The sequence below is a fragment of the Haloarcula sp. CBA1127 genome (assembly GCF_001485575.1).
Classification (GTDB): domain Archaea; phylum Halobacteriota; class Halobacteria; order Halobacteriales; family Haloarculaceae; genus Haloarcula.
On sequence record NZ_BCNB01000006.1, the window covers coordinates 644569 to 663326 of the forward strand.

At 63.5% G+C, this 18758-nt stretch carries 18 protein-coding genes; 11 read left to right on the forward strand and 7 right to left on the reverse strand.

Annotated features, from left to right (window positions below):
* Positions 1-68: 68 nt before the first annotated feature.
* The 4 genes from AV059_RS07860 to AV059_RS07870 all read left to right on the forward strand — a co-directional run bounded on the left by AV059_RS07860 (position 69) and on the right by AV059_RS07870 (position 2470).
* The gene (locus AV059_RS07860; RefSeq protein WP_058993677.1) at positions 69-1502 is read left to right on the forward strand and encodes a lamin tail domain-containing protein; all 1434 of its coding nucleotides are present in this window, start codon (positions 69-71) and stop codon (positions 1500-1502) included.
* Positions 1502-1786 carry a DUF3006 domain-containing protein gene (locus AV059_RS07865; protein ID WP_058993680.1) on the forward strand — a complete coding sequence of 95 codons (285 nt, stop codon included), beginning with the start codon at positions 1502-1504 and terminating at the stop codon, positions 1784-1786. Before AV059_RS07860 ends, AV059_RS07865 begins: the two co-directional genes overlap by 1 nt.
* 61 nt (positions 1787-1847) lie before the next feature.
* Positions 1848-2015 carry a hypothetical protein gene (locus AV059_RS22345; protein WP_195156637.1) on the forward strand — a complete coding sequence of 56 codons (168 nt, stop codon included), beginning with the start codon at positions 1848-1850 and terminating at the stop codon, positions 2013-2015.
* Between the two features lie 149 nt (positions 2016-2164).
* Complete coding sequence (locus AV059_RS07870; RefSeq protein ID WP_228841765.1) at positions 2165-2470, forward strand: hypothetical protein; 306 nt, start codon at positions 2165-2167, stop codon at positions 2468-2470.
* Between the two features lie 100 nt (positions 2471-2570).
* Here AV059_RS07870 and AV059_RS07875 read toward each other — a convergent pair whose 3' ends face one another.
* Positions 2571-3308 carry a ribonuclease H-like domain-containing protein gene (locus AV059_RS07875; RefSeq protein ID WP_058993684.1) on the reverse strand — a complete coding sequence of 246 codons (738 nt, stop codon included), beginning with the start codon at positions 3306-3308 and terminating at the stop codon, positions 2571-2573.
* 386 nt (positions 3309-3694) lie between these two features.
* Between AV059_RS07875 and AV059_RS07880 the strand changes: the two genes are divergently transcribed.
* Entirely contained in the window at positions 3695-4069 is a 375-nt protein-coding gene (locus AV059_RS07880; protein ID WP_058997508.1) for a universal stress protein, read from the forward strand.
* Here AV059_RS07880 and AV059_RS07885 read toward each other — a convergent pair.
* The 3 genes from AV059_RS07885 to AV059_RS07895 are packed head-to-tail and all read right to left on the reverse strand — an operon-like array spanning position 4066 to position 5923.
* Positions 4066-4794, reverse strand: coding sequence for a ParA family protein (locus AV059_RS07885; protein ID WP_058993686.1), 729 nt, complete (start codon positions 4792-4794; stop codon positions 4066-4068). The genes AV059_RS07880 and AV059_RS07885 overlap by 4 nt on opposite strands.
* A 42-nt stretch (positions 4795-4836) precedes the next feature.
* The gene (locus AV059_RS07890; RefSeq protein ID WP_058993687.1) at positions 4837-5265 is read right to left on the reverse strand and encodes an HIT family protein; all 429 of its coding nucleotides are present in this window, start codon (positions 5263-5265) and stop codon (positions 4837-4839) included.
* Between the two features lie 34 nt (positions 5266-5299).
* Complete coding sequence (locus tag AV059_RS07895) at positions 5300-5923, reverse strand: uracil-DNA glycosylase family protein (RefSeq protein WP_058993689.1); 624 nt, start codon at positions 5921-5923, stop codon at positions 5300-5302.
* Between the two features lie 100 nt (positions 5924-6023).
* Between AV059_RS07895 and AV059_RS07900 the strand changes: the two genes are divergently transcribed.
* The 3 genes from AV059_RS07900 to AV059_RS07910 all read left to right on the forward strand — a co-directional run bounded on the left by AV059_RS07900 (position 6024) and on the right by AV059_RS07910 (position 9932).
* The gene (locus tag AV059_RS07900; RefSeq protein WP_049944667.1) at positions 6024-6215 is read left to right on the forward strand and encodes a hypothetical protein; all 192 of its coding nucleotides are present in this window, start codon (positions 6024-6026) and stop codon (positions 6213-6215) included.
* Positions 6216-6267: 52 nt separating this feature from the next.
* Complete coding sequence (gene ileS, locus AV059_RS07905; protein ID WP_058993691.1) at positions 6268-9513, forward strand: isoleucine--tRNA ligase; 3246 nt, start codon at positions 6268-6270, stop codon at positions 9511-9513.
* Between the two features lie 146 nt (positions 9514-9659).
* Complete coding sequence (locus tag AV059_RS07910) at positions 9660-9932, forward strand: DUF5915 domain-containing protein (RefSeq protein ID WP_058993693.1); 273 nt, start codon at positions 9660-9662, stop codon at positions 9930-9932.
* 72 nt (positions 9933-10004) lie between these two features.
* On the opposite strand, the gene AV059_RS07915 is transcribed toward AV059_RS07910, so the two are convergent.
* Positions 10005-10859: a ribose-phosphate diphosphokinase gene (locus AV059_RS07915; protein ID WP_058993696.1), complete on the reverse strand. Its 855-nt coding sequence runs from the start codon at positions 10857-10859 to the stop codon at positions 10005-10007.
* 236 nt (positions 10860-11095) lie between these two features.
* On the opposite strand from AV059_RS07915, the gene AV059_RS07920 reads away from it, so the two are divergent.
* The gene (locus tag AV059_RS07920) at positions 11096-12205 is read left to right on the forward strand and encodes a PAS domain S-box protein (RefSeq protein WP_058993697.1); all 1110 of its coding nucleotides are present in this window, start codon (positions 11096-11098) and stop codon (positions 12203-12205) included.
* Between the two features lie 74 nt (positions 12206-12279).
* Here AV059_RS07920 and AV059_RS07925 read toward each other — a convergent pair whose 3' ends face one another.
* Together AV059_RS07925 and AV059_RS07930 are read right to left on the reverse strand one after the other, a co-directional pair.
* On the reverse strand, positions 12280-13083 hold the full coding sequence (locus AV059_RS07925; RefSeq protein ID WP_058993699.1) for a hypothetical protein: 804 nt from the start codon (positions 13081-13083) through the stop codon (positions 12280-12282).
* 1 nt (position 13084) lies between these two features.
* A complete protein-coding gene (locus AV059_RS07930; protein WP_058993701.1) occupies positions 13085-14422 on the reverse strand; it encodes a glutamate-1-semialdehyde 2,1-aminomutase in 1338 nt (445 codons plus the stop codon).
* Positions 14423-14698: 276 nt separating this feature from the next.
* Between AV059_RS07930 and nasA the strand changes: the two genes are divergently transcribed.
* A complete protein-coding gene (gene nasA, locus AV059_RS07935; RefSeq protein WP_369815290.1) occupies positions 14699-16705 on the forward strand; it encodes an assimilatory nitrate reductase NasA in 2007 nt (668 codons plus the stop codon).
* A 320-nt stretch (positions 16706-17025) separates the two neighbouring features.
* Positions 17026-18348: an MFS transporter gene (locus AV059_RS07940; RefSeq protein WP_058993703.1), complete on the forward strand. Its 1323-nt coding sequence runs from the start codon at positions 17026-17028 to the stop codon at positions 18346-18348.
* Positions 18349-18758: the final 410 nt, after the last annotated feature.

Below are 18758 nucleotides of genomic sequence, written 5' to 3' on the forward strand. Positions count from 1 at the left end.
ACACGCCCTTTCTCGTGGCACGTAATTGGCAAGTGCTACCAAATAACTCGGGCACGTAGATAGACGGAATGGTACGGAGTCACGGGGCTACGTCTCTACTCGTCGCAGTACTGCTGGTGCTTGCCGGCTGTGGCGGATTCGTGGCAAACGGCACGGACGGCGGTGCGAATCCGCCAACTACGACAGAGACGGCGACACCGGGCACGCCCTCACCGGCGGCGAACGGGACGCTAGAGGTCCACTTCATCAACGTCGGCCAGTCGGTGGCGACCGTGCTGGTTAGTCCCGACAACGAAACGATGCTCATCGACTCCGGGGACTTCACCGACGACGGCGAATACGTCCTGCAGTATCTCGACCGACAGGGCATCGACCGCATCGACCACTTCGTCGTCTCGCACAACGACGCCGACCACATCGGCGGTAACGCGGCCGTCATCAGGCACTACGAGACCGAGAAAAACGGCGTCGGTGCGGTGTACGACCCCGGCATCGCCGCGAGCACGCAGACCTACGAGCGATACCTCGACGCCGTCGAAGCCCACAACGTGACGCTGTACGAGACGCGCGAGGGCGACCGGATTCCGTTTTCCGGCGTCGAGACGACCGTGCTCGGCCCACCGGAGCCGTATCTGGAAAACGCGGCGCGAAACGAGAACAGCATCGTCCTTCGAATCGAGCACGGTGAGACGAGCTTTCTCTTTACCGGCGACGCGGAGGACGACCAGGAGGCGTATCTCGTCGATACCTACGGAGCGGCGCTCAGGGCCACCGTACTGAAAGCCGGCCACCACGGCAGCGCGTCAAGCACCAGCGGGCCGCTGCTTGACGCCGCTGCCCCCCGGGCCGTCGTGGTTTCGAGTGCCTACGATTCGCAGTACGGCCATCCCAGCAACGAGACACTCCAGCGCCTTGCGGCGCGTTCGGTTCCGGCGTACTGGACCGCAACCCACGGGGACACCGTCTTGACTAGCGACGGGACCGCTGTGACCGTCAGCACGCAGCGGGCAGCGCCGACCGACCCGCTGTCACTCCGTACCGGGGACCCGATTGCGCCGAGCGCGACCGAACCGGTTACGCCGCGAGCGACCTACCTGCCCCACCCGTCCCCGCGGACTGATACACCGGTCCCAACCGCAACCGACGGCGGAACGCCCATCGGGAACACGAGCGGCGACTTAGTCATCGACCGCGTTCGCGCCGATGCGGCGGGCGACGACCGGGACAACCTCAACGACGAGTACGTCGTGTTCCGGAACGCGGGCGCGGAGCCGCTGGAAATGGGCGGCTGGACGGTCAGCGACGAAGCCGACCACAGCTACACCGTCCCCGACGGATTCACGCTCGACCCGGACGAAACCGTGACCCTTCACACCGGCAGCGGCACCGACACGGACACCGATCTTTACTGGGGGTCGGGGCGTCCGATATGGAACAACGGCGGTGACACAGTCACTGTGACCGACGCCGACAACGAGACCATACTGGAACGGAGTTACTAATGCTACCTGACGGAACCTACACCGCCGTCGTCGACCGGATCGAAGACGGGATTGCCACGCTGGAAATGGACACCAAGAATGGACTGTCCGCTCTCGACATTGCGGCCGCCGAACTGCCGGCAGAGGCACGGACGGCCGACGTGGTTCTGGAGATAACCGTTGCGGACTCGGCGCTCGTGGATGTAACGCGTGAACCCGAGGAAACCACCGACCGGGCGAGCGAGGCCCAGAGTCGGTTCGACCGGTTATCGAAGCGGCCGCCGCAGGACGGCGACGACGCGTAAAACTGCCCGCACACTCCGTAGGAGCTTGGTAACAATATGTACTGAGCGCGTAGCGCAGTGTATGTGGGACAGTGACATAGAAACGGCCGACCCACCGCTGGGGAGGTGTCCGGCCTGTGACGTGAGGATTCCCGCGGCGAATCTCGTCATCGCGTACGACACGGCTGGCGACTGGCCGCGGATGCTCGCGACGTGCCCGGATTGTGAGGGCGCGGTGAATCCAGTGTGATTCCTGCTGAAACAGACATGACAGAAACCGTTGACGTGAATACACATAGACACGCCGAAGCGGCCGCCTATATGTGTAGCAACCACCGATTAGGTGCGGTATACTGTTGTTTCGACCAATGATACCGAGGCCAGACAGGGTGAGTGACGGTGGGGTCATCGAGCAGCGATAGCCCACCGCTGCCCCACCAGAGCGACACCGATAGATTACGACCGACGGATGCCGGCCGATACCTCAACACGCTCGTGTTTGCGGTCCGCGGGCTCTGGACTGTGACGCTCCTCAGTGTCCGACCGGTCGCGTTCTGGGGAGCCGTATTACTGCCGCTGTTGTATCTCCCGTCGCTCTACGGCGTCGGCACCGGACAGGATACGGCGCTGTTCCTCGAACTCGTTGCCTGGCACGTCGCTTCTATCGTTCTCGGACACGGGCATACGCCATTCTGGGGTCGATAACTCGACACACTCGGCCTCATTAGGGCGCTACGGCACACTGTCACACTTTCCCACTCCACTCGAAACAAAGGGGGTGTGGTGACAGTTCTCGTCCCTGAAATCAGACAACGAAAATGCGCTCGTCAAGCCGCTCGGTGGCGGTTTCGGCCAGCGTCTTGAGATTCACCGTATCCTCACGGTTGTACGACACCAGTGTTTCGAGTGCACCGTCTCGGCCCTGTTCGTGTTCCCGCCAGAGCCGTACCGCGTCCCGACCGGAAATATCCGGTCGGTCCCGCTCGATACCGATATCTTGCTCGACCTGTTTGAGTCCGCCGGAGAGGCCGATCTTCTTGCAGGTGTACATCAGGTCTAGATGCGGGCGGTCGAGGTTGACATCGAAGTTCGCTTCGAGGAAGGGCACGTCGAAGCGCTTGCCGTTGAACGTCACCAGCAGGTCCGCGCCGTCGAACGCGGCCCGAAGGTTCTCCGCAGTCAGGTCGTCACCGGCGATGAGCGTCTGTGTGTCCCCGTCCTGATGGAGGCTCACCGTCGTCACCTGGTTGCGGTCCTGGTCGAGTCCGGTCGTCTCGATGTCGAAGAAGCAGGCCCGCTCGCGGAAGGTCTCGTACAGCCGCCAGCGCTCGCTGCTGGGAAACGCATGGTCGAAGTAGGTAACGTCGGTCTCGGCGATCCGGTCCCGCCCCTCGTCGATGAACTGCTGGATCCGGTCGCCGCGCTGGCCGCCGACGACGGACGGTTCGAATTCGTCCCAGTGGGTGACGCCCTGTTCCCAGATGGACTGCTCGGTCTTCTCCCCGACGCCGTCGGTACCGATGAAACTGTTCTCGACGCGCACGCTCTCGGGTACAGGTTGGGCTGTATGTAAGCCCGTCGGTGCGCGTGACAGACGACCGGTACGTCATGTCCCACCCGTCCTAATGTCCACACATCGGAAGGATGCTGTCGTACACTGATTGACTTTCCACGGAGACGACGACTGTGCTATCGCAGCTATCACACACTGATTGGGGCCGGTCGAACGTCCGCTCACAGAACGGACAGACGAACCGTATCGGGTCCGGGGTTTCGGATAGGGTCATGGCTTCGCAAGGAGTCCCGTATATGAGTAGCCACTCACTATGTGTATGCTACGCCCGCGATTCTGTTGCTACCTGTATAGTTGTCCTTGGTGCGTTGCTGACGAACGAAAGCCCAAAGCCGAGCGACGCCGCAGAGTCGTCCATGACGACGTTTCTGCTCGCCACAAGCTCGGTTCACGTCACTGCGGCCGCCGCTGACTACCTCCAGCACCGGCTCGACCCGGCAGGTGATGACGATATCGTCGTGGTCGCGGTCCGCGACCCCGATGCCCCATCCCGCGATGCCGGTGATGCTGTCAATGTTGCCCGCTCGCGCCTCGCCGAATTCATGCCCGCAACGGAGACACGGGAAGGCGAGCCCGTGACCGAAATACTGGCGGCTGTCGACGAGCACGACCCGGACGAACTCCTCATCGGCCCACATCGCGGTTCCGACGACAGCGACGGTGTCGGGTCGACGCCCCGAAACCTCCTCGCCCGTGTTGACCGCCCTGTCATCGTCCTCCCGCTTCCCTAGCGGGAAAACAGGCTGTCGTCCTCGAAGGTCAGACCGAGGTCGATATCGAGCAGGTCCTCAGTCATCGCGGCGACAGTCGGGGCGACATCCGATTCGGGGTCCGTCGCAAGTGGTCTGGGCGCGCCCGGTTCGATGTGTGGAACGGTGTGTGCCGCGTCTTCGACGGATTCACCGCTATCGCCGTGCACGCGGGTGGCGACAATGGCCGATGCCGGCGCGCCGATGTCACGGAGTCGGCCTCGTTGCCTCGGAAACAGGTCGCTGCCGCGCTGGCTGGCCGGCACTATGAGCGCCCGCCGCTGTGCGGTCGTGGCAGCGGCGACGGCCTGATTCGACGCGATTGGTGGCACATCGAGCAGGACGTGGTCGAACCGGCCGGCCAACTCCTCGATAGCCTGTTCGAGCGTCTGTGCGCTCTCGGCTGACTTCGCGCGAGCGAGGCGCTCAAACGGCGCGTGGGCCGGACAGAGCGCGACCCGCCCATCGGCGTCGATATCCCACTCGAACAGCGCGTCGTCGACCGACACGTCGCCGACGGCTACCGCGGTCACGTCGGCATCGAGCCGCCCGTCGACGTACGTTGCCAGCCCCTGCGTGCCGAAGGCTGCGTCGACGACAGCGACGGACCGCCCACCCCGGGCCAGCGTCGCTGCTGTCTCGACTGTCAGCCTGGTTGTTCCAGCCCCACCAGTACACCCGACGAACGCGAGCGTCGAAACCCCCATGCGTCGCTGTTGGCGTATCTTTCGATAAAAGGATACGGAATGTTACGCCTGTTCGGCCACGATGTCCGACTCGATGGCGTCCAGTTCGTCGTCAGAGAGGTCGGGGCGGTCGTTGACCAGCACGTGAACCGGTCGGCCGCCGTCGTCCTCGAACCGCGGGATAATGTGGCCATGGACGTGGGGGACCTCCTGACCGGCCACCTCGCCGTTGTTGAACGCGACCGTGCTGGCGGGGGCGTCGACAGCAGACTCGACGGCGGGGACGAGTTCGTGCAGGGTCGACATGACCGCACTCGCCACGTCGGCGGGCGTGTCGTTCAGCCGCTCGTGGTGGTCCTTCGGGATAACGAGCGTATGGCCTGGCGAGAGGGGATTGGCGTCCAGAAACGCCAGCACGGTGTCGTCCTCGTAGACGGTGCGGCCGGGGATGTCGCCGGCGACGATCTGACAGAAGATGCAGTCCTCGCTCATAGTCCTCCCTGTGTCCGGCGGTCACAAGAAGGTTCTAGGTGTCGCCGACGCCAGCGACCGCGTCCGTGATAGCATCGACGTACGTCTCGCGGTCGTAGCCCAGCCGCGAGAGCCAGACTTCCTGATACGATGGGTGGAGCAGCGGGACCACGGGCACGCCCAGCGCCTCGCTTCGGCGGGGGTCGAGCACGCTATCGAGGAAGCCGTCGAGGGCTGCGTCGTCCAGCGCCAGCACTGTCTTCGTCGCGTGTTTCCCGGTCGTCACGACCGCTGTCGGCTCGATTGCTTCGACTTCCTCGACGAGGAAGGGCCGGCAGTTCGCCAGTTCCGCATCGGTCGGGTCGCGGTTCTCCGGCGGGTGGCACTTTACGGCGTTTGTGTAGTAGCAGTCGCCGTGGCCGAACCCGGCGTCGGCGAGCACCTGCCGGATTTTCCGGCCGGAACGCCGCGAGGTATATGCCATTCCGGTCAGGTTGCCGCCCTGCCAGTGCTCGGCCTCGGGGTCACCCTCGGCGGGGGCTTCCCCGACGACGACGAGGTCAGCGTCCAGCGGACCGTTGCCCCACGAGATACAGGTCCGGCTCTCAGCGAGTGCGGGGCAGCGCCGGCAGTCCTCAGCGAGGGCGTTTCGCTCCGCCTCGTCCGGGAACGTTGGCACATGCGATGTGAGGGCTGTGCGTGGCAAATCGGTGGCGGTACCGACGTACTGTCTGGGCCACCACAAGACGTTTATCGCCGGTGGCCGCTCCAGCATCTGTATGCCCTCCTACGAGTACCGCACTATCGAGGTCGACAGTGATGTCATGATCGCCGGACTTGGCGGCGAGGTCACGCCGCCGGTCGAGCAACTGAACGAACTCGGAGCCGAGGGGTGGCATGTCGCCGCTCCGCTCACGGACAAGACCGGCGAGACGGTCAGCTTGCTCCTCCAGCGTGAGCGCGAGCGCTGAACGGCACACATACAACCGATTGTCCTTTATTGGAGGCGGCGAATGTGCCGGTATGGAACGTTTCGCCGCTGTCGATGACCAGTACGACCCCGACGCCGTCGAGGACGGCGTCTTCGAGTACTGGGACGATGTCGACGCCTACGAGCAGACGAAGGCCCACCGGGCCGACGGCGAGGACTACTTCTTCGTTGACGGGCCGCCCTACACCTCCGGCGCGGCCCACATGGGGACGACGTGGAACAAGACCCTGAAGGACTGTTACATCCGCTACCTGCGGATGCAGGGCTACAACGTCACCGACCGGCCGGGCTATGACATGCACGGCCTCCCCATCGAGACGAAAGTCGAGGAGCGCCTCGACTTCGAGAACAAGAAAGACATCGAGCAGTTCGGTGAGGAGAACTTCATCGAGGAGTGCAAAGACTTCGCCGAGGAGCAACTCGAAGGCCTCCAGACGGACTTTCAGGACTTCGGCGTCTGGATGGACTGGGATGACCCATACAAGACGGTCAACCCGGAGTATATGGAGGCCGCCTGGTGGGGCTTCCAGCAGGCCCACGAGCGCGACCTCGTCGAACAGGGCCAGCGCTCCATCAACCAGTGCCCGCGCTGTGAGACCGGCATTGCCAACAACGAGGTTGAGTACCACGATGTCGGCAAGCCGTCGATTTACGTGAAATTCCCCCTGGCAGAACAGGAGGGTAGTCTGGTCATCTGGACGACGACCCCGTGGACTATCGTCGCCAACACCTTCGTCGCCGCCGACGGCGACCTCGAATACGTGGGCGTCGACGCCGTGAAAGACAGCGCGGACTCGTCCGCGAAGCGGAGCGGCGAAGCCGCGGAGCGCGACACCGAACGCCTCTATCTCGCCGAGGCCTGCGTCGAGGACGTGCTGAAGGCCGGCCGGTACGACGACTACGAGGTCGTCGAGACGCTGTCCGGCGAGGAGATGGTCGGCTGGGAGTACGACCACCCGCTGGCCGAGGAAGTGCCAGACCACGCCCAGGGCGAGGGCTCCGGGCAGGTGTACACCGCCGACTACGTCGAGGCCGACCGAACTGGGCTCGTCCACTCCGCGCCCGGCCACGGTGAGGAGGACTTCGAGCGCGGACAGGAACTTGATCTCGAAATCTTCTGTCCGGTCGGGAGCGACGGCGTTTACACCGACGCCGCGGGCAAGTACGCCGGCACCTTCGTCCGTGACGCCAACGACGAGGTTATCGACGACCTCGACGACAACGGCGTCCTGCTCTCCAGTGAATCTGGCCACACCGTCCGCGAGGGGCAGTGCTGGCGCTGTGACACCGACATCGTTCGCATCGTCACGGACCAGTGGTTCATCACGGTCACCGACATCAAGGACGAACTGCTGGCGAACATCGAGGACAGCGAGTGGTATCCGCAGTGGGCGCGGGACAACCGCTTCCGTGACTTCGTCGAGGACGCGCCGGACTGGAACGTCTCGCGGCAGCGCTACTGGGGCATCCCCATCCCGATTTGGCTTCCTGAAGACTGGAGCGGTGACATGGACGACGCCATCGTCGTCGGCGACCGCGAGGAACTCGCCGAGCGAGTCGACCAAGACATCGACCCAGAGAGCGTCGACCTACACAAAGGCACGGTCGACGACCTCACCATCACTGAGGACGGCACGACCTACAGCCGCGTCGGCGACGTGTTCGACGTGTGGCTCGACTCCTCCGTCGCGACATGGGGGACCGTCAACTACCCCGAGCAGACCGAGGACTTCGATGACCTGTGGCCCGCCGACCTCATCATGGAGGCCCACGACCAGACCCGCGGCTGGTTCTGGTCTCAGCTGGGTATGAGCACCGCCGCGACCGGCGAAATCCCGTACAAGCAGGTGCTGATGCACGGCTACGCCAATATGCCCGATGGCCGCGGGATGTCCAAGTCCAAGGGCGTCCTCATCGACCCCCACGAGGTCATCGAGAAGCACGGCCGCGACCCGATGCGGCTGTTCCTGTTGTCGGTGACCGCGCAGGGCGAGGACATGAACTTCTCGTGGGAGGAGACCGCCGAGATGCAGCGCCGGCTGAACATCCTCTGGAACGTCGCCCGGTTCCCGCTGCCGTATATGCGCGCCGACGACTTCGACCCCGAGGAAACAACCGTCGAGGACCTCCGCGACGACCTCGAACTCGTCGACGAGTGGGTGCTCTCCCGACTCCAGAGCGTGACCGAGGCGATGACCGACTCGATGGAGGACTTCGAGAACGACAAGGCGGTCGACGAACTGCTTGAGTTCGTCGTCGAGGACGTCTCCCGGTTCTACATTCAGGTCGTCCGCGAGCGGATGTGGGAGGAAGAGGATAGCGCCTCGAAGCAGGCGGCATACGCCACGCTCTACCGCGTGCTCGAATCCGTGGCCGCGCTGTTTGCTCCATTCACGCCGTTCGTCGCGGAGCAGGTGTACGGCGCGCTCACCGGCGACGCCGGCCACCCGACGGTCCACATGTGTGACTGGCCCGAGGTCGACGCCGACCTGCACGACCCGGCGCTCGAACGCGAAATCGAAGTCGTCCGCGAAGTCGAGGAAGCGGGCTCGAACGCCCGCCAGCAGGCCGAACGCAAGCTCCGCTGGCCCGTCACCCGCGTCGTCGTCGACGTGGACAGCGACGACGTGGCCGACGCCGTTCGCGCTCAGGAGGCTATCATCGCCGACCGGCTTAACGCCCGCGCCGTCGAGGTTGTTGGCGCTGACGACGAGTGGGGAGAACTCCAGTACTCCGCCGAGGCCGACATGAGCGAACTCGGCCCGGCCTTCGGTGACGACGCCGGAAGGGTAATGAACGCGCTCAATGAGGCGCGCGTCACCGAGCAGTCGCTCGATACCCTCCAAGGCACAGTGAGCGACGCGCTCGGCGAGAACGTTGACCTCACCGAGGAGATGGTCGAGTTCCGCCGCGAGACGCCCGAGGGCGTTACCGGAACGGAGTTCACGGCACTCGACGGCGGCGGCGTCGTCTACGTCGACACCACGCTCACTGAGGACATCGAGAGCGAGGGGTACGCCCGCGAGGTCATCCGCCGGGTTCAGGAGATGCGCAAGGACCTCGAACTAGACATCGAGGCCCGCATTGTCGTAGACCTCGACATAGATGATGAGGGGGTCTCCGAACTAGTGCGACGACATGAAGACCTCATCAAAGAGGAGGTGCGTGCTGACGAGTTAGATGGCGTCGAAGATGGCCATCGCAAAACCTGGGAGGTTGAGGGTGTAGAGATGGATATTGCGATTGCACCGGTGGCTGCTGCCGAAGCGTCTGATTAGGACAGCACGCGACCAACGGGAGCGTGCTGCTTTTTCGCCCACGTTTTTCGAGTCGACCGGGACCGAAGGTCCCGCTGACCATGCGAACGGGCGCTTTGCGCCCGTGAGCAGAGAGTGGTTCGCGAGTATCGCGAGCGGACCCGACGATGAAAAAGGTGGCAGCCGAGATGCGCAAGGACCTCGAACTGGACATCGAGGCGCGCATTGTCGTGGATCTGGCAATCGATGACAAGCGCGTGGATTCGCTTGTCAGAGAGCACGAAGCACTGATTAAAGAGGAGGTCCGGGCTGATGAACTCAGCGGCGTTGAGGACGGCCACCGCAAGACGTGGGACGTCGAAGGAACTGATATGGAGATTGCGATTGCGCCGTGCGAGGCCGACCAGCGGGAGGCCTCGGAACAAGCGGGCGGCGACTAAAAGGAACCGCGAGCCGTGGCGGCTGCCGAAGCGTCGGAGTCCCTCCCTCGCTAGAGGGGAAGAAAGTAGCAACTACAACTGGTCTGCGACGACGGGTGCGGCGCTGACCTCGCTGACGGCGCGTTCGAGTGTGTCCGTCCCGTAGACGGCTTCGACGCCGGCGCTGTTGAGCTTCGTCAGGGCATTGCTAGCGAGCATCGGGTGGACGCAACTGACGAACACACGCTGGGCATCGCGGTCACCGAGGACGCTGACGGATTTGCTCATTGTCGACCCAGTGGCGATGATGTCATCGACAAGGACCACGTCCCGGCCCTCGACCGGCGCGTCGCTGGGGCTGATCTCGATGTCGCCGGTGTCGTAGTCTCGGTCCTTCTCGAAGAAGTCCGTCTCACCCTCGCCGTATGCATCCCGGACCGTCGTTGCAAGGGCGATTGCGCCTTCGTCGGGCGAGAGAAAGAGCGGGTCCCGCAGGTCCGCAGGCAGTGGGTCGGAGAGAACACTCGCGGCGTCGACGTTGGTAGCTGGCACGTCGAAGAAGTCACAGACGGCCGGCTCGTGGGGGTTCACCGTCAGCACGCGGTCGGTTCCCGTCGAGATGGCGCGGGCCATCGCCCGCGAGGACACCGGCTCACCGGGCTTGAACGCCTCGTCCTGGCGGGCGTAACCCATGTACGGAATGACGGTGATGACCTCGCTCGCGCCGCTTTCGCGGGCCGCGTCCTGCAACTGGAGCAATTGTAGGTGCGCGTCGCTGTCGACGGTCGACGCGACAACGACCGCCCGCTCGTCGGCGACCGCGTCTGGGACCCGGACGACGTGCTCACCGTCGGGGAACCGTTCGTACTCGACCCGTCCCAGCCGCTCGCCAGTCGCCTCGGCGAGGGTCGCCGCGAACGCCTGCGTGTCCGCCCCGGGGATAATCATGTGCGGTGGGTGGCTGTCCGGGCTAAACCTCTTTTCGATTCCCCGACACCGTGGCTGACTCTCCTCTTAGACAAATATATTGTAATTGACACACATCGCTACAACACTGATGTAGCTTGTGTGATCATGCCAATTCCGGGACACAACGACATATTTGTATAATATTATTTATAACTAGATGAGGTATTTATCTCCGTCCGATTCCAAAGTACGAACAGAGTAGTCCCTCCAAAATAATGAAGGTATTACATCTGGATGACGAGCCTGATTTTGCGGATTTGACTGCCCAGTTTCTTGAACAAGAAGACGAACGGTTCGAAGTTCAAACGGCAACGAGCGGGACCGATGGTCTTGCGATTCTTCGGGCGGAGGACATCGATTGTATCGTCTCGGACTATGATATGCCAGTAATGGACGGACTGGAGTTCTTGGCTGCAGTCCGCGAAGAGTATCCTGACCTGCCGTTCATCCTTTTTACTGGCAAAGGGAGCGAAGAGATTGCGAGTGAAGCCATTACCGCTGGCGTGACGGAATACATCCAGAAAGAGCACGGTACCGACCAGTACGCGGTTCTGGCCAATCGAATCACGAACCTTGTCGAACGCTACCGTGCCGTCCGTACAATCGACCGTAGCTACAGGGCGATGAAGACTGCCAGCGAAGGGATCAGCCTCATCGACCCGGACGGGACGTTTTCGTATGTGAACCCCGCCTTTGCGGACCTATTTGGATACGAGCAGGATGAACTGGCCGGCAAGCACTGGACAATTCTGTACCACGACGATGAAGCGGACCGGCTAGAGAACGACATCATCCCAGCGGTCAAAGAGAACGAGTACTGGTCGGGCGAAACAGTTCGACTGATGAAAGGCGGAGACAGGCTCGTTACGAACCATCGTCTGGCTCACGCTGACGACGGGGTAATCGTGTGTACAGCGCGGGACATCACCCCTGAACGGACGCAGTTGATGGGACAGAGCACTCAGTTCGACGTTCTTATCGATGCCATGGACGACCACGCCTTCTTCACCCTTGACCACGAGGGCTACGTCACTCGTTGGAACGACGGTGCCCGACGATTCACGGGCTACGATGTGGACGAGATCCTGGGAGCGCACGTTTCGACGTTCTTCGAGGAGTCTGATCTGGCGAACAGCCTTCCCGAGCGACTCCTCGATACCGCGAAAACAGACGGGACCGTCTCCCACGAAGGGTTCCAGATCCGTCAGGACGGCACGCGCTGCTGGACGGACATGACGCTCTCTGCGAGCTTTGACGAGTCCGGAGCACTCCGGGGCTACGGGATCATCTTGAAAGAAGCCGACAGACAGCAAATACCGCAGTAAGCGGGCATGGACGCCGGTCGATACTGTGAAGGCCGGATAGAACTGCGAATCCCACTTAGATACTACTGATCGACTCAGGCTACAGCGACGCCGACGACATCGGGGACGCCCAGCGAGCGCTGTCGCCAGCCCCCCTGTCCGTCGGCGGTCGCCTCGGCGGCGGTCGCGACGAGGAAGGTCCCGTTCTCGGTGATGGCGTAGGTGTCGTCGCCGTACGTCACGTCGACGACGCGTTCGGTGGCCGGCAACGAACAGGGCTCCCACGCACCGTTTGCCAGTTCGTACAAGCCGTCCGCCGCGGCAGCGTGGACGCGTTCGCCGTCGCTTGCAACCGCCAGATGGTGGCCCGATCGGACCTCGGTCCACTCGCCGTTCTCGCCTTCGTAGCGGTACAGCCCGCTCTCGGTCGCGGCGTAGTCGCCCGCCACGTCGGCCACGTCCACGAGGCCGAGTCGGTCGAGTGACGGGAGGGCGTACACGCCCTCGGCCGCAGCGAGGCGGTCGCCGTCGATGGCACGGACGTCTGCGACCGCGCCGATATCCCGCCACCCACCGTCGTACCGAGCGACCCGGCTGTCGCCGGCTGCGAGCAGTCCGTCGCCGTCGTAGCCGACAGCGGTGGCCGGTCCGAACCCGGTCGGGACGAAACCGTCGTCGGTCAACACGAGCACGTCCTCGTCGGTGGCGACCGCGACTTCGCCGCTCGCGCCGGCCACGTCACGGGCATTGCACCGCTCGCTCAGACTGAACCGCCCGATCTGGCCACCGGCCGTCTCGACCCGGGTGACGCCCAGACCCGACGCGACGTACGCGTGGGTTTCCGGGCGTTTCGCCCCGTACATCCGCTTCTCCGAGAGTGCGATGTCGTCGTCGCTCACCTCATATCGCCTCTTTGTATGCTTCGAGCGCATTCTCTATGTCTTCACCTGTGTGGGCATCACAGATGAACTGTGACTCGAACTGGTTCGCCGTGAGGAACACGCCCTGGTCCTTCATCGCGGGCCAGAACAGCCGCTCCCATCGCTCGGTCTCGGCCTGTGTCACGTCGTGGCCGGTCTTCGGACAGTACTCGAAGCGCGGACAGGACTCCTGTTGCTGGCAGCCAGCCTCGCATTGCCCCTCAAGCGAATCTGGGCCATCACGGGTGAAGATGACCTTGAACATCGAATCTCGACCGACGACGGTGTACTCGGGCGCCTGGTCTGCGAGGATGTCCTGCAAGCCTGCCCGGAGTCGTTCGCCGAGGTCGTTGACATGGTCGTATACGTCGTGTTCAGCCGCATACCGCAACGTCTCCAAGCCGGCCGCCATCGTCACGGGGTGGCCGGAGAAGGTCCCGGACTGGAACACGTCGCCCGCGGGGGTGAACTGCTCGATGATCTCGCTTTTGCCGCCGATTGCCCCGACCGGGAAGCCGCCGCCGACGATCTTCCCGAAGGTGGTGATGTCGGGGTCGATGTCTAATGCGCCCTGAGCACACTGGAGGCCGCCGACCCGGAAGCCGGTGATGACCTCGTCGAAGATGAGCAGGGAGCCATGGTCGTCACACAGCTGCCGGAGCGTGTCGTGGTAGCCCTCGACCGGGTGGACGATACCGTAGTTCCCGAGGATTGGTTCGGTGAGGACAGCCGCGATGTCGTCGCCGTGTTCCTCGAACACCTCGTGAGCAGCCTCCTCGTCGTTGAACGGGACTGTCAGCGTGTGTTCGGCGAAGCTTTCGGGGATACCGGGGCTGGACGGGGCGGTGTGATCGCCTTCGCCCTCGACCAGCGTGGACTCTTGTGCGCCGTGGTAGCCGCTTTGCATCACGACGATTTTGTCCCGTCCCGTGTAGCCACGAGCCAGTCGGACCGCCGAGACGGTTGCTTCAGTCCCGCTGTTGACGAACCGCAGCATCTCGACGCTGGGGACGTGCCGGGTGACGAACTCAGCCAGTTCGACCTCGACTTCGGTGGGTGCGCCGTACATCGGCCCTTCGGCGGCGTGTTGCTGGATGGCCGACTGCACCTGTTCGGGCAGGCTGTGGCCCAACAGGAGCGGGCCATAGCCCATGACGAAGTCGATGTAGCGGTTGCCGTCGGCGTCGATGACGTGCCCGCCGTCCCCCTTCTCAACGAAGAACGGATAGGGCCGCGTCGCTCGCACGGAGGAGTTGACGCCGCCCGACAGCACCGACAGGGCGCGGTCGTACAGCGCTCGTGACTGCTCGTGGTTCATACGCTGCCGTTTGGCCGCTGTCAGAAAGAAACTGTTGTTACTTCGCGGTGCCTCCGATCTAGTGGACAGATGTCACGCACTCACTACTAAAATAAGCATTTCGTAAAGAGTTACTGTTATACAGTGTGTGTTCTTCTATGCAAACACGATAATGGCATCTGAACGTACTGTAATATCATGCCAAACTGGACAAATGGGCGTCGGAACGGCGCGTGAGGGGCTGTGAGCGACTGGGTGCCGACGACGTGTATGCGGTGTGCCGTGGGCTGTGGCCACATGCATCAGGGAGCTGACGAAGGGTACGGTATCGACGCTGTTCGCGGCGACGCCGCGCATCCAGTCAGCCAGGGTCTCGTCTGTGCACGTGGCCTCCGGGAGAGCAAAGACCCCGACGGGGAGTGGCTCACCCGGCCGATGGTCCGCAGTGGCGGCGAACTCCGCCAGACCCAGTGGGACGTGGCGCTGGCTCGCGCCGTCGAGGGCCTCCAAGCCGCCCACCAGCAGGACCCTGACTCCGTCGCGGTACTGGGTAGCGGCCAGCAGACAAACGAAGCGGCATACGCGCTGGGGAAGGTCGCCCGCGGCGGCTTCGGCACAACGAACTATGATGCCAACACGACGCTGTGCATGGCGAGTGCCGTCACCGCCTACTATCAGGCCTTCGGCAGCGACGCGCCGCCGTGTACCTACGCCGACATCAGCGATGCCGACCGACACGTCGTCTGGGGGGCGAACCCGGCAGTCGCCCACCCCGTGCTGTTCCGCTGGATTCAGCAGTCCGCCGACGAGGACGGCGTCGAAATCATCGTCGTCGACCCCGTCCGCTCCGAGACGGCGGAGAACTCCGAACACCACGTCGCGCCTGCTCCGGGCAAGGACCTCGCGCTGGCCCGAGCCGTGCTCGCAAGAATCGTCGAGACGGGTCGGGTCGACCGCGAGTTCGTCGACGAGGCGACCGACGGGTTCGAGGATCTGCTCGCGACGCTGCCCGACGCCACGGACGCGGCCGCCGAGGCCGGCGTCGAGATGGCCCAGGTGGACCTGCTGGCCGACGCGATGGACCAGCAGGCGCTCATCTACTGGGGCATGGGCATCAATCAGCACGTTCAGGGGACCGAGACCGCCCGGGCGCTCATCGACCTGACGCTGGCGACGGGGAACCTCCGGCCCGGCGGCGGTCCGTTCTCGCTGACCGGCCAGGCCAATTCGATGGGGACCCGCATCTGCTCCTCGAAGGGCTCCTGGCCCGGCCAGCGGGCTTTCGAGGACCCGGACCACCGCCGCCTCGTCGCCGACCACTGGGATGTGCCGGTGGACCGCCTCCCCGACGACACCGGCCCCGGTCCGGTTGGGATGCTCGAAGCCGAGCCAGACGCCGTCTGGGCCGTTGCCACGAACCCCGTCGCCGGGATGCCCGAGGCTGACTCGGTCCGCGAGGCACTCGAAGACGCTTTCGTCGTCGTACAGGACGCCTTCCACACCGAAACGACGGAGATTGCCGACGTGGTCTTGCCGGCCGCGACGTGGGGCGAAAGCGACGGGACGACGACGAACATGGAGCGGACTATCTCCCGCGTCCGGTCGGCCACCGACCTACCAAGCGGTGTCAGGCCGGATCTGGACATCATCGCCACCATCGGCTCGCGACTGTTTCCCGGCCTGTTCAAGAGCACGTCCCCGGACCCGTCGGCCGTGTTCGACGAATTCACTGCCCTCACCGAGGGGACAGTTGCTGACTGCTCGGGCATCACCTACGAGCGCCTCGACGACAGCCACGCCGTGCGGTGGCCCGCGCCCGACGACGACAGCGCCGGTGGCTACCGCTACCACGACGACGAGTCGTGGTCGTTCCCGACCCCGTCCGGCCGCGCACAGTTCTCGACCGGCCGCCAAGGGTCGCTCCCGGAACCGACCGACGAGGACTACCCGCTGACCCTGACGACCGCCCGCGAGGCCGACGGGTACAACACCGGCGTCCGATCCCGCGGCGGCGAGGCCGGGCCGCTGGTGGCCCGAATCCACCCCGAAACGGTCGCGGAACACAGCGAACTCGTCACCGACGAGACACTGACCGTCGAGACCCGTCGCGGCTCTGCGACAGTCGACATCGACCGCGATGAGGGCGTCCCCCGCGGGATGGTGTGGCTCCCGATTCACCATCCGGCGACGAACCGGCTGACGCTTTCGGACCGGGACCCCCAGTCTGACGAGCCGAACTTCAAGCAGTGTGCTGCTCGCCTCGTCGCCCCAGAGGCCGAACTGCCGCCGGCCACGGCCGACTGAGCGTCTGTCGGGCGCAGCCCCGACGGGAAACCAACACACGGCTCTCGGAACTCGCTCGAGTCACTCCAAATATGTCCAGTTATTCCCGCATCCGCTGGGCGTTCAATGTCCTTAAACAGGGGATATCCGATGATATATTTGCGGTCTATCCACTCAGGCGGACTGGAATAGCCGTTCTGTAAAGGGTTACTGTTATTAAATGGTGGGACTTTCGGACTCTATGTACTGATGTGGGCACACATCCAAAATAAAATCGAATTGGTGGACAAAATCTCGCTAATAATCGTGAATGATGGTCAGTCCGTAACCGAGGTGTCGGCATGGGACTGATCAAGATGACGAAGTACCGGACGCTGCTGCTGGCGACCATTGGCTTCAATTTCTCGTTTCTCATCTGGTTCTCCTTTGCGCCGTTTACCGGCCCGATGGCCGAGGAGTTCGGACTGTCGACGGCGGAAATCGGTATCCTTGCGAGTTCGGCCATCTGGATGGCACCGTTCGGCCGGATGCTCACCGGGTGGCTCTCAGATAAGTTCGGCGCGCCGGCCATCTTCGCCATCGTGCTGGCGTACGTCGGCGTGTTCTCGATCGGGAGCGCCTTCGCACAGGACTACTCCGTGTTCTTCGTGTTGCGACTCATCGTGGCGACGGCCGGCATCACGTTCGTCATCGGCATCCAGCACGTCGCCGAGTGGTTCGAGGAGGAGAACCTCGGGCTGGCAGAGGGTATCTACGCCGGCGTCGGGAACGCCGGTGCCGCCGGCGGCGCGCTGATTCTCCCTCGCGTGTTCGGGTCCGGGTGGAACGGGCCGCTGTTCTCGACGAACTGGCGAGCCGCGTTCTTCTACACCGGCATCGTCTCCATCCTCCTCGCAATCGCCTACTACACGCTCGGCGAGGCCGCGAAGACCGAGGCGAAACGCCAGGCGACCAAGGAGGATACCAACTTCAAAGGCTGGCTGCACACGGCCACGCGATACGGCACTGTTGTCCTCGCCGCCGCGTACATCATGTCCTTCGGCCTCGAACTGTCGATGAACGGGTGGCTCGCCACCTACTACCGCGAGGCGTTCAACCAGGACAACCTCGTCATCGCGAGTACTTTCGCCGCGACGTTCTCGATTGCAGCGGGACTGCTCCGGCCGTTCGGTGGCTACGGCAGCGACCTGCTGGCCCGCAAGGAGAAGAACATCCTGCCCTTTTTCGAGGGCCAGTACCGCGAACAGTGGACGTTCCTCGGACTCTGTTTCATCGTGGTGATGATGTTCGCTATGACGCTGGCCGGCCTCTCTGGGGTGCTGCTGAACGCTGTCGTCATCGGCTTCCTCGTGGGCACGGGCTGTGCCTGGGCTGAGGGCGCTATCTTCGCGCAGGTGCCTGCGATGTTCCCGAACGACTCGGGCTCTGTTGCGGGTGTCGTCGGCGGCGTCGGCACTGTCGGTGGGATTGTCTACCCGCTGTTTTACTCCGCGCCGTGGCTGGCGAACCTCCACCTGGGGTATTCCGTGGCCGCTGTCACGATGATACCCATCGTCGCCCTGTCGGCGTGGGTGTTCCGACCGGAGATTGCGAAAATCGCTAACGCGGCCGGCTTCGTCGGAAGCACGCAGGAAGGCACCACCGTCGCCTCCGGCGACGACTGACCCCCTACGGTCTCTCGTTTACTTCACGCGCGTTCACTGCTACAGCCGCTGCGTTACGTGTCGCGTCCGTCCGGTCTGGTTTGGCGCACGCGCGACTGACACCTCAGTTCTACGGGTCCACCCCGGTTGGGCGACCTATCCTCAGGTCGCGTCTCTGAAATCGAGTTCCAGCGCTCGGCCGGCCAATCGCCTGCAGTACTGCGGTTTTATCCCTTTCGACGGTGTGGTGTATAACTTCTTTAAATACCTCCCAGACGGTATAATTCTGGACAGCTGTTTCCGAACCCACTCATACTCTTTACTTCTTTAACGATTAGGGTTATAAGACAGCAAGCTGAGTAATTAGACGTGAATTAGCGGACATTCAGATACCTATGGGAGATAAAAAACCACATCTATCAAGAGCGAGG